We start from the raw sequence: 16,028 nt of genomic DNA, 5'->3' as shown, positions 1-16,028 counted from the left end.
ATTAATCTTTAAATACTATAAAAACAGAAAAATGTAAAATTCTAAATAATAAAGTTTCATAGGTTAAATGCAGTCATGAATACTTTATCATTTTATTAATACATACTGAAGCCATCCAAAAATGCAATTATTTTATAACAATACCTTAACCAAATCCAGTACAGAAATCAAGTTCTCCAGAGAAGAGAGTAAGCATATCGCAAAAGTGCTAAGAAAAAAAGAAGGCGATATACTGCATATTACCAATGGTTTGGGATACTTTTTTACTGCTTGCATTACTTTTTCTAACCCTGCACAATGTATTGCCGCTATACAATCGTTTGAGGAACAAGCAAAAAAAACATATCGACTACATCTTGCAGTAGCTCCTACCAAAATGAATGACCGGTATGAATGGTTTTTAGAAAAGGCTACAGAAATTGGTATTGATGAAATTACTCCTATTATTTGTGACCATAGCGAAAGAAAAGTTATTAAAGAGGACCGTTTTGAACGTATATTACAAAGTGCTATGAAACAGTCTTTGCAATATTATTTACCAAAACTTAATCCTGCGGTTTCTTTTTCTGATTTTATAACCCAATCTAACACTGATCAACTATTGATTGCGCATTGCGAAGAGACAAAAAAGCAATCTTTAAAAGATGTTTTACAACTAAAATCAAATACTACTATCCTTATTGGTCCAGAGGGAGATTTTTCTTCTAAAGAAATTGAACTTGCTTTAACTTCTGGATACTCACCTGTTACTTTGGGAGAAACCCGTTTGCGAACAGAAACTGCTGCTATTGTAGCTGCACATAGTGTTGCTTTATTGAATTTATAAAATTGGGATAAAGTTTTCTTAGTACATGACAACAAATCTAATCTTTTATAAGAATGACTAAAAATCAATAAACTACAGACATAATTTGTTGTTTTTTGTCATTTCATCCCTTCAACAAGTTCAGGATAAACTAAAAGCTGGAATCCATTTTCCATAGATTTTATCAATGAGTGGATTCCGTTCTACAACGGAATGACAAATCAGCTCATCTCTATATCTTATAAATATTTGTAATGTACAAAGCAAAGGTTCTTTTTTTATGTTGCACAGGGTTTGCGTATAAGTAAAAAATAATGTGACAGTCAAAATAATTTACCTAGTGCAACTCCTTATAGATTCATAAAAATCACGATACTCCTGATGTGTGATTATTGCACTTTTTTTATCTAATACAATTATTTCTTTTTCAGAAAATTGATTAAAAGGAACAATTTTTCTAGAATACCCTTCAAAGACAATAATAAAATGACTCTTGGTTGTAATCCTGTTCTTATCAAACAAAACCCCAAACTGTCCATCAAAATTAGAATAAGCATTAATGCAAACAGAGTCATTTACTACTAATTTAATGGCGGCTAGAGTAATTGGCTTATCGTTAGCATCAAGTATTACAGCTCCTAATGAGTCATCCCCTAATGCTGACGGGTAGTCGTGAGAATAAATTTCTAATTTCTCTAAATCAGGAATTTTAGGGGGTTCTATTTTGACCTTACAAGATGTTAATAAGATAAGAAATGAAATAAAAATATACGACTTCATAAAAAAGGTTATTTATAATAATTTTTTATATCTTCTTGCATAACTAACCATTACCAATGATAAAAGTCCTTGCGTTTATTCAATTAACACTCCATCTTTATAAACCTCTTTTGTTACTTGTCCTATACTGGTATCTTCTATTAACCAGACCCCTTCTTTTTTATCCTTCTTATATTTTCCAAATTCCTTAATATTCAATGTTTTATCATTACTTTTAAACAAACCAGATTTTAAGTTATTTTTGAATGTCACTTCCATCACATTACCCGCTTCTTTTATTTTCCAGACACCTTGCTTTTTACCATTTTTGCAATAACCTTCTTTAGAGTAAGTATGATTGTCTGACTCAAAATAATAACCATTCATTACGTCATTTTTATAATTAACTACTTTTGCTATAAACATTGACTCCAAACCTTTTAAAAAAGTTAGTGATTCCCCATGTTTTTTTTGATTTTTATATCCTGTAACTTCTATCTCCATCAAAACATTCTCATTACTATACTTGGTTTTATAGTATCTGCCATCTGGAATATTTTTAACATTATTATTTATAATATCATCATACTCAAAATCCAAAAGTTTAATAAAGGAATCTGGATATTCTATTTGACCATACCCTACTGCAAAAGACAGAAAAAGAAATGGTAATACTATATTTTTAATTTTTTGATGTCCCATGATATTTTTTTACTTCTTCTTGTATTATTAGCCATTGCCAACGATTAAAAGAGTTGGGGCTTGTCGTATGATAATCCATATAATTATCTGTTCCAGATTGCTTAAACTTAAACATGTTTGAAGAAATAATACTCTCTAAATCTTGATTGTTGTTTTTTTAGTTAGTTAATCACCAAGAGCACTTTCTTATTTTTGCAGAAAAAGATAGATAATCATCATAACTTAGTATCTTTCCTATCTTATCTATTACAATAGTACTGTCTTTTATAAATATATGAAATGGTACAGACCTTTTGGCTTGTCCTTCCTTAACTACTTCAAAGTAACTAAGATCATTAATTTTAGATTGATCATAATAAACACCAAAATAACCCTCAAAATCTGTCATAGTATTAATACAGATACTATCATTTATTTTTAAAAGGATCGCTGCATTTTGTATTGTGTCACTCGTAGTATTTAATACTATTCCATGTATATAATCTTTTCCTATTGTTTTTCCTTGATCTGGTATATCTTCATTTATTTTATACACCTCAATTGCAGGAGGCGATAATAATTTCTTTGTTTTGCAACAAACAAAAAATGGAAAGAATAGTAGCAAAACATAAAAAAAATTCATAGTGTTTGTTTAATTATAATAGTTAACTATTTTTTCTTAAAAGGATCAATGCTTTCCTTTAAAATTAGCTTTCCTTTTTTATAAGTTTCTTTTAATACCAAACCTAAATCAGAGTCTGTAGTTGTCCATACTCCTTCTTTTAACCCATTAATGTATTGCCCCCTAACAATCATACGATCTTTAGTTGATTTATATACTCCTGATTTTACATCATTAGAGTATTTAATTTCTTCTAAAAAACCGTTCTCAGACAATTTCCATAGCCCTTCTTTCATGTTATCTTTATAAAAACCTTTTTTAGAATAAGAATGATTATCTGACTCAAAATAATAACCATTAAGTTTATTCCTTTTATAATTCGCAACAAAAGCTAGTTTTAAACCATTAAATAAATCACGAAATACCAACCATTCACCAACTTTTTGCCCTTTCAAGTATCTTTTTATTTCAATACTCTTAATTTTCCCTCCATTACTTCTGTCAACAATATAAAAGTTTCCACTTAACTCTTTAGCTACACCATCCTTAATGAAATTTTGAAACTCATAGTTCTCAAGACTAGTATAGTCATACTTACTAAAATCTTGTGAAAACAATGTAAGACAAAAAAAACTTATCATCACAAAGGCTATTTTTTTTAAAAGACTATTCTCCATAATATGATTTAACTTCGTTTCTCATTATTAGCCATTGCCAATGATAAAAGTCCTTGCGTTTATTTAATTAACACTCCATCTTTATAAACCTCTTTTGTTACTTGCCCTATACTAGTATCTTCTATTAACCAGACTCCTTCCTTTTTATCATTCTTATATTTCCCAGTAGTGATAGAAATATTTCCATCAGAATTTTCTTTTAAGTTATAAGCTCCGTGTTTTTTTCCATTTTTATAATGCTCTCTTATGGTAACTAAATAGCCAATTCCGTTATTTTTTTTTGTGTTCCATTCTCCATGTTTTTTATCATTTTTATAGTATCCCTGTTCAGAATAGGTATGATTGTCTGTGCTAAAATAATACCCATTCTTTTTTCCAAATGAATAGTTTTCTACATTAGACAGGTCAATACCTCCCATATGTGATAAGAAAAAAAGCCATTCTCCATGTCTTTTTCCACTTATGTATTCTATTTTACTAATACCAAGTAATTTTCCCTTTGGATTATGCCTTATATAGTATTTTCCGTCAAGTTTTGTTTCTTTACCTTCTTTAACTATTCTAGTATAGTCTTCATTAGTAATTTCTGTATACCCAAAATTATCTTTTGTTTGAGATACCACATAAAAAGGTAAAAGCAGTCCGAATAAAATCAAAAATATTTTACTTCCCATGATATAATTTTATCTCTTGGCTCATCATTTTTACTTAATCACTTAAAGAATCTAATATTTCTGTTGAAATTAGTTTTCCTTTTTTATAGGTTTCTTTTGTTATTTCCCCCGTATTAGTGTCTTCTATAAACCAAACATTTTCTTTTCTATTTTTTTTATACTGCCCTGTACTATTTTTTCCTAATAGGTTATCTTGACTTGAATAGTTACCCGATTTTAAACCATTTTGATAATGTATATTTTCAAAAAAATCATTTTTACGTATCTTCCAAAAACCATGTTTTTTACCATTTTTGTAATAGCCTTCTTCTGAAAAAGTGTGATTATCTGTATCAAAATAATACCCTTCTCTTTTTCCTTTAAAATAATTGGTAACATTAGCCACAAACATTATTCCTAATGCTTTCTTGAAAGTCAAAGATTCACCATGTTTCTTTTGATTTTTATAACCGATAGTTTGAATACTTTTTATTTTTCCGTCTTTATATTTACTTGAAGTATAATACCTTCCATCGGGAATATTGCTTGGTAAATCTTTAAGAATAGTATTATATTCAAAATCTATTAAAGAAATAAATCTTTCTGGATGCTTATTTTGACTGTTACTAATATTACAGATTAAAACTAAGGTTAGGGATACTACTAATTTATTTACCATGATACTGTTTTGTTTCGTTTCTCATTAAGTCCCATTGCCACTTATTAAACGATAATGGTTCCGAAATATAATAATCCATATAATTATCTGTTCCAGATTGCTTAAAAACAAATGAATTACTATCTATAAGACTCTCCAATTGGATAATATTATTTTCTAGTTCTTTAATATATTCACCTATAGTCATAATTTCACCCCTATATCTTATTTTTTTTTCAGATTTCAAACTATATTTTTTTATACTAGCTTTTTTATCTTTAACAAGTCTATTAAGATCCTCTTTAAACCCGTCTTTGAATGAATGTAAGAGCCCTAAAACATGACCAAGTTCGTGTACAAAGGTTTTTTTTTCATTTATACTTACCTGATCAGGAACAATAATTATTGAATTTGACTCTCTTGGATAAACTGCGGAGTGTCCTCCTTGTGTTCCATCTTGAGGTATTGCACTAAGAAAAAATATAACTCCTTTGAAATTAGGATGTTTTTTCTTAAAAATAGTTTCTAATGTGTTAACATATTTAGAATTTCCTTCGTGAAATTGTGGAATGTTACCAAAGGGTCTTTTTAATACATTTTTGGATATTAATTCTTCTATATCTATTACCATTTCTGAAACCTCTATTAAATCAACATTTATAAAAGCTTGATTTAATGATGTTTTGTTAAAAAAATCTATTATTTTGCCTTTATCAAATTTATGAAATGTTCTTTCATTATAAGTATTATCTGGTTCGTTTCCTTTAACCTTTACAAAATGAACTGGCAAAGTAAGTATCTCATCATTCTTTACAACAGTAATCTTGCCAACCCTATGATTTTCTTTATTCAATAACTCTATTTTTGTGTCCTTGTTTAGAGGGGTATCGCAAAATACTTTAATGGTTACCTCCCCTTTTTGAATATCTTTTATTTTTACTTCATTAGGCTCAAAACGTATACCGTTTTTGGAGGGGAGCTTAACAACATCGTCGTTTTTTGGTTTGCCTTCTGTAATTTTTACTTTTAGGTTAAGGGATACGTTTTCCTGATTGGGGAACATGGATAGCCAAGGCACAAAATATGTTTCTCCCTCTATGGTGATTTGCTCATATTCCTTTTTTAGCTCCTCGTAGTTCTCACAAATATCTTTATAGTTGTCCCGCATCCAGTCAAAACCAAACTCTCCCTTATACGTTTCTAACCGCTCTAACCAAGCTATACATTTTACTTCTTCCTTTTTTTCTTCCTCTTCGTTTTGTGGCACATAATTGTCTGTGCTTTGTGGCAGGTAGCTCTCGTTCCAATCTTTTACCAACAATGCGCCATAGTTTTGTATTGCCGGGGATATGGTTATACAGGTAGTCATAGAGGATTCTCCTGTAGCAGTAAACTTTACCCTAATATTGGTAATGGTGGCATCGCTAAACCTGTATCGTTTAACTGGTGGATTATCATAAGAACCGGGATAAAAAACAAGTTCGCCCAGGTTTAAAAAACAAAATCTTTCGTCCCCCGGTATTCGTTCTGAGGGCTTACCTGAATAATACTCAAAAACCTCATCGTCTTTGCTGGATTCAAAACTTAGTTGTAGATATCCTCCTTGCACTTCGGTAGTGGGCCTGCCTGTTTTGTGGTTGATAATACGTTGGTATACTATCTGTACGTTTTGTACTTCTTTTTCTATGCCCAGAAAAAAAAGCTTGGCTAATACGGTCATTTTAGGTTTAGGTTTTAATAAGCCCTTAAATTTAAACTAAAAACCGGTACTTTTTAAAAACCTAATATTTATTTTATGGTTAATTTGGTATAAAAGTAGTTTCTAAAAGCTTTTACCTCCACAATACTACCATCTATTTACAATTTTATAGTCCTCTAAACTTATATAAAAACCTCTTTATAAAGTTATTTTATTCCATATAGATTCTAAAAAAACAAAAAAACACATAAAAAACTGTTTTTAAACACCTTAGCGATATCCTGCGTCCTTGCATCGGATCGATGTATGGATTGGGCTTCGAGTGCCTCAGCTCCCTACTTGATTTTCTGCGAGACTGTTCATTAAAGTGTGTTATAAATGTTTTAAATTATAAATTTGTGATATTATGGAAAAACAAGAGAATTTTGGTTACAATGGTTTTAAGAGAAAAGTTATTGAAGACATTAGAAAATGTAAATTAAAAGCGCTTCGATAAGCTCCCTGTGACAAACAACTTTAAACATCCTTAACTAAACATTACGAAAAAGCCCTCACTAGTTTTTTAAACCAATGAGGGTTAAGTGTATTTTAATCAACACCCTCGGAGCAAGCTTACGAGGTATGCTTCTGAAAATATATTTTGTTTTCGAGACAGGCCTCGGAGAATTAAACTCCACAATGTGGATTAAAATGATATTACTAGTTCTTAAAGAATCTCTTTATATGTATTTCTCCGTTTTTTGTTTTCAATTTAACAACGTATACTCCTGCTAGTAACGATTCTGTATTTAGTACTACATTTCTTTTATCTTCTATTTTTATGTTTTGCAGAACTTCTTTTCCTTGTAGATCAAAAACTTTTATTTCTGCAATCTGTAACGATTTTTGAACTTTTATAGACAGAAAGTTATCTGCAGGATTGGGATACAGTGCTATATCTTCTTTATTTTCAAGTGTTTCCACTTCTTCTGTTTTAGCACCTATTCCTCTTCCGCAACCATCTTGTTTGTACTCTACACGAACTGCCTTAGGATCAATTTTTCGGTATTCGTTTACAAAAATCTGTTGTACGCTTTGGGTTACACATGGCTCTTCCTTTTTTTCTTTCAAACCTACCCCTATTTCGCAAGAGGTATCTGTTTTTCCTGTATCGGTTGTTTCTACCATATAAATTTCTGTAGCTCCTGCTCCAAAAGATGTTGTATATCCTGCAAAAGCAAATCCTTTATCAAACTCGTCCACTACCATTTCTATCCCTGCTTCGTTACCATTTCTTCCATAATTACGTGCCCAAAGTAAATTACCCCCTGCATCTGTTTGAAACATCATAGCCATAGACGATCCAATAATCTGTTGCCCTACTACAGTATATAAAGGAGTACCTGCTGTACTAAAAGTTTCTTCTACCCCATATCCATACTCGGTTCTTTCTGTGCCATAGGTTTTCATTCCTATAAAATTACCATTGCTTTTTAAAAACAGTAAAAACGCATCATAAGAGTTATTGACACCAAAACTATTGGTTATTCCTGTAAGCACATAATTTCCGTTTTTGGTTTGCTTTATACAAGTTCCTATATTGTAATATCTGCCAGAAGGATCAAGTTCTCCGGGATACCCAAATATTCTGTTCCACTCCAGGGTTAGATCTGGTTTTAATTTAATTACAAAAATATCGGTAACCGGATTCGCCAAGGTAGAGGTTGCACCACACCAGTAGTTGGTTGTTGAACCTGTAATAATATACCCTCCATCTTTTGTTTGTTCAATCCACGCGCCTCTTTGATCTCCTCTGCCTCCTATAACTGTTGCTTTTGTAAGATTGCCCATAAGATCTGTTTTGGCAACATAAATACTGGTTCCCGGATATGCTTGCGAATAACTTCTGGTCTCTCCTACCAGTACATATCCAGGTTTTCCTGTTACTTCTCTGATATTTTGTACACAATGTGCCACATCGTATTCTTTGCCCCCATATACCATAGAAAAAACAGGTGCTCCATTTATATCTACTCCTGTAAGGTATGCATCTCCTGCCCCAAAACCAAAACTTTGTGTAGTACCAGCTGCTACATAAGCTACCTTGTTATTAGGGCTGAAATATGTAGATTGCCGCACAGAATTAAAATATTCAGACTTTTCTCCCCCATATACATAAGACCATATTTGATTTCCGTCTAAATCTGTTTTTACTAAAGTAGCATCTACATTACCTATAAAATTTTGAGAGGTATAGCCTGCTATTACATATCCTTTTTCAACTTTTTTAAGTTGGGTTAAAGATCTGCCCATTTCTGATTTTTCTGTCCCAAATGTTCTTTGAAACTGTGAAAAACCCAAGCTTACTATAAAGCTAAAAATCGCACTTAATACAATTGTTTTCATGATGATTTATATTTGAATTGGTTAAAAATAATTTCTTCTTAATCTCAAATAACTTAACTGCCCCGGGAAAAAAATATTAGTACTAATCTTCTGGCTTCTATTTGGTGTTTAATAGGATCAAATACTATTTTACAACTTAATACCCAAGTACTAGCCATTTATCAAAAATACGAAACAAAATAATGGTTATCAAGTGGTTACACCCCATAATTACAGAGGGAAAAACCTGTTTTTTTAATCATCAGGTACAGGTTATCCTTATTTAATTTACAGATTTGTATATATACATTTATTGTGCTAACCCCTATCTTTACCAAATAATAAATGGTGCAATAAATATTACTATGGTTCAAAAAATAGGAAAATGTATTCTAATTGTTTTATTAAGTTACAATTGCTCCAAAAACAATATGTCAGAAATAACTACAGATATAGATACAAATACCATTATCAACGAACAGGCAGAAGAACAAAACACTATTAGTAAGCTTGTCTTTATTGATGAATTTGTAATTCCTGACAAAGAGATAGATGGTATCCCAATCGGTGGTTTTTCCGGGATGGATTACAAAAATGGAAAATGGTATATTATCTGTGATACTTCTACCCCACCTATACGGTATTATGAAGCCCAAATTGATTACAATAAAAATGCTTTTACCTCTGTTAAAATAGATACAATGATAGAGATTAAAGATACAACCGGCAATTCTCTAATACAAGGTATAGTAGATCCGGAAGCTATTAGATTTGATCCTAACACCCAAAAAATCATATATACCAGCGAGGGTTCTATACAAAATGATATAGATCCTGCTTTAATCGAAATAGATACAAAAGGAAATCAAACCCGAAGTTTTACTTTACCAAATAATTTTAGCGCGAATACACAAAATGACACTTTAGGACCAAGACATAATGGTGTTTTAGAGGGGCTTTCTTTAAGTATAGACGATCGTGGGTACTGGATCTCATGCGAGCTTCCTCTAATCGAAGATGGACCAGAACCTACCACTACAGACACACAATCCCCGGTAAGAATCACTTATATAAACAAAACATCGGGTATTGCAGAGCGACAATTTGCTTATGAATTAGATCCTGTTGCCCGTAAAGCTGCATTAGGCACCACATTTGAAGTGAATGGTTTGGTAGAAATTTTAGAGTATGACACCAACAAATTCTTAGCCTTAGAAAGATCTTTTTCTTCGGGTTATGCAGATGGTGGTAATACTATAAAAATTTATAAAGTAGATGCTGGTAATGCTACCAATACTCTTTCTTTAGGAGCGCTTTCCTCTTTGCATTATACTCCTGCAATAAAAACATTACTTTTTGACTTTGATACTATAAGAGACCAACTTACTAATGCTACTGTAGATAATCTGGAAGGGATTACTTTTGGTTCTACATTAGAAGATGGCAGTCGTACTATTGTAGTGATCTCTGATAATAATTTTAATTCATTTTATCCTCAATTTAACCAATTGATAGCTTTTAAGGTAGTGCCTTAACCAAAAAGATAATCCATAGTTTCTTACCAGAACAGCAATTATTGTTTATCTATTTGTGATTGTATATTTTCAAAATTAGAATATAACTCATTCATCATCCATTGTCTGGCTTTACATTTTTTTGCAATTTCGATAGATGTTTTACTAGATTGAAGTGCTTTTTGTAATTCACCTTGTGTTACATATATCTTGGACATCCCATCATAAGAAGAAAAGGACAAAGGGTTCTCTTTAATTCGTGTACTATATATATTCATAGCTTTATCTAATTCTTCGTTTTCTAAGTGATTTAAAGCTAATTGAAGATAATAATCCTCTACAGAACCCGGAAGCTTATTTTTAATCCCGGACTCTAAAATTAACAAATCCTCTTGCTTTTTATGATTAAAATAGTAGTAAATAACATTTCCTAAAAAGTAAGGTGGTATAGAAAACGAAGTAGAAAAATCTGTGGATAACTGACTATAATGATCTATAATCTGTTGTGCGCTTTTAAAACTATAAAACTCTTGTCTGGTGATTTCCCAGTTTTTAAAAATTTCTTCCAAGGATTTTTTTATAGTTACTAATCCTACAGAGTTATGATTTTCATTTTTAAAGTACATAAAACTCCAATCTTTTTCCTCTGGAAAATGCTTATCCAAAACTCCTACAAATTGTCTTACTCCCATTTCTTTGGTATCTGCAAGAGAAATGAAGAGATTTGCTCCTATTTCTTTTTTATCTTTAAAAACAGTGTTCGCTTTATTTATAATTTCATAATCTCCCAACCATAATGCAGGATCTATTGCTATATACGAATCGAATGCTTGTGGATTTTCTAACAGATAATTAGTTACAAAAACACCTCCTATAGAATGCCCAATTAAAATTTCATAACCTGAGACTCTGTAATTTTGATGTATATAAGGTTTTAATTCGTTTTCTATAAACAACATAAAATTAGAGGCATTACCTTCTCTTTTGGGGATATAATCAGGAGTACAGTTTTTTCTGTACTTGGTTTTTCCTTTATCGGCAATACCTACTACTATCATTTCGGGTATTTTTCCACTTACACTGGATAAAAGCTCTATTAGCCCTGTATCATAATGAAAATTATAATCCCCATCTATTAGATAAACTACAGGAAAATTTCCTTTTGGGTTAGAATAATAGCTTGGTGGCAGATATACCTGAAAAGCCCTATCTTCTTCCAACACTTTTGAAGGTATAGATTTTCTCTCACCAATAGTAATACCTGAATTTATTTCTTGCCCGTAAACTATACCGGACACATAAAAGAGTAAAAGTAAAAACAATATATTTTTGTTCATTTTGATGGGTTTTATTTTTTTATAGTTAGTCTTAATAATCATTATCTATATAACATTTACTTTCTTTCATTATTATAAGGTTTAACAGTATAGCTAAGTCTTATAATTTATTCGAAAAATAGTATAATCATTATAAATAAACGATAGTAACGATCAAAAAGTAATGTTAATTATAAAATCAATAATCTCGGATCATAGAATACATTTACACAAAGAATAAGAGTTAATAGCATCATAATCATCTGTATAATTTTAGTACTTTTAGGCTTTATTTTAGACGAATATGAAAATAAATCTTATGAGATGTTTTTTGTTTTTTTTGACAGCTATCTCAATGTACAGTCAGGATATTGCTATTTTACAATATAAAGGAGGCGGCGACTGGTATAGTAACCCTACTGCTTTACCTAATCTTATACAATTTTGTAATCAAAATATAAATACTGCAATAGGAACAAAACCAAAAACCGTAAAACCAGAAAGTACCGATATTTTTCAATACCCCTATATCCACATGACGGGGCATGGAAATGTTTTTTTTACAGATGCAGATGCCAATAACCTAAGAAACTATTTGTTAAGTGGTGGTTTTTTACATATTGATGATAATTATGGAATGGAACCTTATATTCGAAAAGAGTTGATTAAGGTTTTTCCTGATAAGGAACTAGTAGAGTTACCAGTAACTCATCCTATTTTTTCATCAAAATATAATTTCCCGCAAGGATTACCAAAAATACATGAGCATGATGGGAAAAGACCGCAGGCATTAGGGATTATTGATGAAAACAGATTGGTTGTATTATTTACTTTTGAAAGTGATTTAGGAGATGGTTGGGAAAATCCCGAAATACATAATGATCCGGAGGAAGTTCGTGCCAAAGCTCTTAAAATGGGAGCGAATATTATTAAATATGCTTTTGAAAATTAAATGTCAGAACAATTACATCATAACAATAGTACGTTTATAAAAAGAATGTTTCCTATAACACTTGTATGTGACAGAGTAAACTCTCCTGCCAATATAGGTAGCTTATTCCGGATTGCAGATAGTTTTGGTATAGAACAAATTTATTTTTGTGGAGAGGAGATTACTGTTATTAGCAAGCGTATGCAGCGTACTGCAAGATCTACACACGAGATTATACCATATCACCAAACAGAGGATATTAAGGATACTATAAAGCAACTTAAATCTAATGGATATACTATTTTGGCTTTAGAAATTACCAATACCAGTATTCCTGTTTATGATTATAAATATAAAAAAGAGGACAAGATTGCTTTAATTATAGGAGAAGAAAATTTTGGGGTATCCAACGAGATTTTAGAGCTTGTAAAGCAGACTATACACGTAAACATGTATGGAAACAATAGTAGTATGAATGTTGCTACAGCTACCGGAATTGCCCTTTATGAAATCACTAAACAGTTTAGTAAACAATAAAACAGATATATACTGAAGTGGGGTAAACACTTTAAAAAACATGCAAAGCAAAACTTGTACATTTGAGTATGTATCCCTTTTGAAATTTTAAAAATATGAATTCAAAAACAATTGCTTATGGTATCCTTAGGGCAGTAGCCGCAATTATCGGTATTATTTTACTTATATGGTTTTTATATAAAATACAATCTGTACTTGTGTATATTGCATTTGCTTCTGTGATTTCTCTTATGGGAAGACCTTTGGTTTTATTTCTTAAGAAAAAATTAAAATTTAACAATACTCTGGCTGTAGTTGCTACCCTGTTTATAGTTATTGGTTTGTTTTTAAGCATTTTTACATTGTTTGTACCAATTATAAGTGAGCAAGGTCAATTGATCGGAGAAATTAACATTAATGAAGTAAGTAATGATTTAGACAGACTTAATCAAGAAGTAAGCAACTATTTTAAAGTCAAAAAACTAAACTTGGTAGAACTGATAAAGCAAACCGATTTAATGCAGTTTTTTGACCTAAAAACCATCCCTAATATAATTAATTCATTTCTAAGTGGTTTTGGAGCTGTATTAATTGGTTTATTTTCTGTATTATTTATTTCTTTCTTTTTACTTAAAGACAGTCAACTTCTTGAAAATAGTTTACTAGTTTTTGCAAAAAAAGAAGATGAAAATAGATTTATGACTGCTTTTAATAAAATTAAAGATTTACTTTCCCGGTACTTTATAGGCTTATTATTACAAGTTTTTATCCTTTTTGTTTTATACACTATACTTTTACTTGTATTTGGGGTTCATAATGCCATTGCAGTTGCACTGATCGCTGCTATTCTTAATCTTATACCTTATATAGGTCCCTTATTTGGCGGTATATTTGTTTTAATATTAGCAACTACAAGTAATCTTGGGCTTGATTTTCAGGATGTTATTTTACCAAAGCTATCTTATATTTTAATTGGATATCTTATCATTCAGTTAATTGATAATTTTTTAAATCAACCTCTGATTTTTGGAAACAGCGTAAAATCACACCCTTTAGAAATCTTTTTGGCTATCCTTATTTTTGGACTTCTGTTTGGTATTGGCGGTCTTATTGTTGCTGTACCTTTTTATACAGCAATTAAAGTAATAGCTAAAGAATTTTTATCTGAATATAAAATTGTTAAAACTCTTACCAAAGATTTATAAAGTTCTGAACTTGTACAATCACTAACCCTAAGCAAGCTTATATAGTATGCTTCTGAAAATATGTTTTGTTTTTGGGGCAAGCCCCGGAGAATTAAATTCCACAATGTGGATTAAAAGTATAAAAATTGAATATTAAAATTTTAGACAAAGAAGTTCAGGAGTTTATTACTGAAAAAGCAAATAGCACATACGATATAAGTGCTTTGGTTTTAAGCGGAAGTCCTTTTGATGCCATATCGGTTCAAGAACTGGCGCAGCAAGTACAAGCCAAACGTAAAGCTAAGAGCAAACTGCCTACCTGGTATTCTAAAAAAGAAATTTACTATCCGCCAACACTTAATCTGGAGCAAACATCTTCAGAAACTACAGCTTTGTATAAAAGTAATCTGGTTTCCGGGGATTCACTAATCGATTTAACAGGGGGATTTGGTATTGATGACTATTATTTTTCAAAACGTATAAAAAAAGCAATACACTGTGAGTTAAATACCGATTTAAGTGTAATTGCAGCCCATAATTTTAAAGTTCTTGGTTCTGAAAACATAAAAACATATACTGGTAATGGACTAGATATTCTTAAAGAACAAACTTTTGTAGACTGGATATATATAGATCCTTCGCGCAGACATGATACTAAAGGAAAAGTTTTCTTTTTAGAAGATTGTTTACCAAATGTACCAGATAATTTAGATCTCTTTTTTCAAAAAAGTAATAATATATTACTAAAAACATCTCCTTTACTGGATTTACAAACAGGTATTAATGCTTTAAAAAACATAAAAGAAATTCATGTAGTTGCTGTAGAAAATGAGGTTAAAGAGTTACTATGGATTTTAGACAAAACAAATAAAGAGGATATAAAAATAACCACTGTAAATATCCTGAAATCTGGTAACCAGACATTTTCTTTTATACAAAAAGAAGAAGCACGACAGCCCATTAACATTGGGGAACCTATAAAATATCTTTATGAACCAAATAGTGCTATCTTAAAAAGTGGCGGTTTTTTAAGCATTAGTACTGCTTTTAAGGTTAAAAAACTTCATTTACACTCCCATCTATACTCCTCTGACCAAAAAATTGATTTTCCCGGAAGGGAGTTTGAAATATTGGCAATATATCCTTATCAAAAAAAAATAATGTCTAAAGCAGCAATTACCAAAGCAAATATTACCACTCGTAATTTTCCTGAGAGTGTAGCTACTTTAAGAAAAAAACACAAAATAAAAGATGGAGGGGACATTTATTTATTCTTTACAACAGATCATACCAACAAAAAAATCGTTGTTGCCTGTAAGAAAATAAACTTCTAAATAGACTGTTTGGTTATTTACTCGATAAATACTTTAGAATTTGAAATTTTCTATAAGTGGTTCAAGAGTTACAGTTATCCTTTTCAATGTCGTTAAATCAAGAATTTAAACTATTGATTTAAAATTTATTAATAGTGTATCAGCCTACGCAGGATGAACTGTGCTTAAAAACAAATATTTGGTTATTTTGTCATTCCGTTGAAGAACGGAATCCATGATGGAAGTAAAGGGGTATTTTGCTTTTACAGATGTTTAATCCTCAAAAAGATACAGCTTAATAAACGACATTGGTTATCCATTACACCTTAAACACTC

General features: G+C 30.8%; 16 protein-coding genes. 6 read left to right on the top strand and 10 right to left on the bottom strand.

The window, feature by feature from the left end:
* The first annotated feature begins 121 nt into the window (after positions 1-121).
* Positions 122-826, top strand: coding sequence for a 16S rRNA (uracil(1498)-N(3))-methyltransferase (locus ACZIYX_RS06180; RefSeq protein ID WP_462681336.1), 705 nt, complete (start codon positions 122-124; stop codon positions 824-826).
* A gap of 312 nt (positions 827-1,138) precedes the next feature.
* Here ACZIYX_RS06180 and ACZIYX_RS06175 read toward each other — a convergent pair whose 3' ends face one another.
* From ACZIYX_RS06175 to ACZIYX_RS06135, 9 genes are all read right to left on the bottom strand, one after another.
* Positions 1,139-1,585 carry a hypothetical protein gene (locus ACZIYX_RS06175; protein ID WP_462681335.1) on the bottom strand — a complete coding sequence of 149 codons (447 nt, stop codon included), beginning with the start codon at positions 1,583-1,585 and terminating at the stop codon, positions 1,139-1,141.
* 75 nt (positions 1,586-1,660) lie between these two features.
* A complete protein-coding gene (locus tag ACZIYX_RS06170) occupies positions 1,661-2,266 on the bottom strand; it encodes a toxin-antitoxin system YwqK family antitoxin (RefSeq protein WP_462681334.1) in 606 nt (201 codons plus the stop codon).
* Positions 2,247-2,381 (bottom strand): hypothetical protein, encoded by a 135-nt coding sequence (locus ACZIYX_RS06165; protein WP_438712278.1) that lies wholly within the window; start codon positions 2,379-2,381, stop codon positions 2,247-2,249. Before ACZIYX_RS06165 ends, ACZIYX_RS06170 begins: the two co-directional genes overlap by 20 nt.
* 54 nt (positions 2,382-2,435) lie before the next feature.
* On the bottom strand, positions 2,436-2,888 hold the full coding sequence (locus tag ACZIYX_RS06160) for a hypothetical protein (protein WP_462681333.1): 453 nt from the start codon (positions 2,886-2,888) through the stop codon (positions 2,436-2,438).
* Between the two features lie 26 nt (positions 2,889-2,914).
* On the bottom strand, positions 2,915-3,511 hold the full coding sequence (locus ACZIYX_RS06155) for a toxin-antitoxin system YwqK family antitoxin (RefSeq protein ID WP_462681332.1): 597 nt from the start codon (positions 3,509-3,511) through the stop codon (positions 2,915-2,917).
* Between the two features lie 92 nt (positions 3,512-3,603).
* A complete protein-coding gene (locus ACZIYX_RS06150) occupies positions 3,604-4,218 on the bottom strand; it encodes a toxin-antitoxin system YwqK family antitoxin (RefSeq protein ID WP_462681331.1) in 615 nt (204 codons plus the stop codon).
* A 34-nt stretch (positions 4,219-4,252) separates the two neighbouring features.
* Entirely contained in the window at positions 4,253-4,876 is a 624-nt protein-coding gene (locus ACZIYX_RS06145) for a toxin-antitoxin system YwqK family antitoxin (RefSeq protein ID WP_462681330.1), read from the bottom strand.
* A complete protein-coding gene (tssD, locus tag ACZIYX_RS06140; RefSeq protein ID WP_462681329.1) occupies positions 4,866-6,575 on the bottom strand; it encodes a type VI secretion system tube protein TssD in 1,710 nt (569 codons plus the stop codon). The genes ACZIYX_RS06145 and tssD overlap by 11 nt, the downstream gene beginning before the upstream one ends.
* Before the next feature lie 678 nt (positions 6,576-7,253).
* Positions 7,254-8,939: a T9SS type A sorting domain-containing protein gene (locus ACZIYX_RS06135; RefSeq protein ID WP_462681328.1), complete on the bottom strand. Its 1,686-nt coding sequence runs from the start codon at positions 8,937-8,939 to the stop codon at positions 7,254-7,256.
* Between the two features lie 410 nt (positions 8,940-9,349).
* Between ACZIYX_RS06135 and ACZIYX_RS06130 the strand changes: the two genes are divergently transcribed.
* Complete coding sequence (locus ACZIYX_RS06130) at positions 9,350-10,453, top strand: esterase-like activity of phytase family protein (RefSeq protein WP_462681327.1); 1,104 nt, start codon at positions 9,350-9,352, stop codon at positions 10,451-10,453.
* 38 nt (positions 10,454-10,491) lie between these two features.
* On the opposite strand, the gene ACZIYX_RS06125 is transcribed toward ACZIYX_RS06130, so the two are convergent.
* The gene (locus tag ACZIYX_RS06125) at positions 10,492-11,769 is read right to left on the bottom strand and encodes an alpha/beta hydrolase-fold protein (RefSeq protein WP_462681326.1); all 1,278 of its coding nucleotides are present in this window, start codon (positions 11,767-11,769) and stop codon (positions 10,492-10,494) included.
* A 298-nt stretch (positions 11,770-12,067) separates the two neighbouring features.
* On the opposite strand from ACZIYX_RS06125, the gene ACZIYX_RS06120 reads away from it, so the two are divergent.
* The 4 genes from ACZIYX_RS06120 to ACZIYX_RS06105 all read left to right on the top strand — a co-directional run bounded on the left by ACZIYX_RS06120 (position 12,068) and on the right by ACZIYX_RS06105 (position 15,713).
* A complete protein-coding gene (locus ACZIYX_RS06120; protein WP_462681325.1) occupies positions 12,068-12,700 on the top strand; it encodes a DUF4159 domain-containing protein in 633 nt (210 codons plus the stop codon).
* Positions 12,701-13,216, top strand: a complete 516-nt coding sequence (locus tag ACZIYX_RS06115) for a TrmH family RNA methyltransferase (protein WP_462681324.1) — start codon at positions 12,701-12,703, stop codon at positions 13,214-13,216.
* A gap of 95 nt (positions 13,217-13,311) precedes the next feature.
* Positions 13,312-14,400, top strand: coding sequence for an AI-2E family transporter (locus ACZIYX_RS06110; protein WP_462681323.1), 1,089 nt, complete (start codon positions 13,312-13,314; stop codon positions 14,398-14,400).
* A gap of 125 nt (positions 14,401-14,525) precedes the next feature.
* Complete coding sequence (locus tag ACZIYX_RS06105) at positions 14,526-15,713, top strand: THUMP-like domain-containing protein (RefSeq protein WP_462681322.1); 1,188 nt, start codon at positions 14,526-14,528, stop codon at positions 15,711-15,713.
* The last annotated feature ends 315 nt before the right edge of the window (positions 15,714-16,028 follow it).

The sequence above is a fragment of the Aquimarina sp. genome (assembly GCF_977115655.1).
This window is presented reverse-complemented; position numbering and strand designations above follow the sequence as displayed.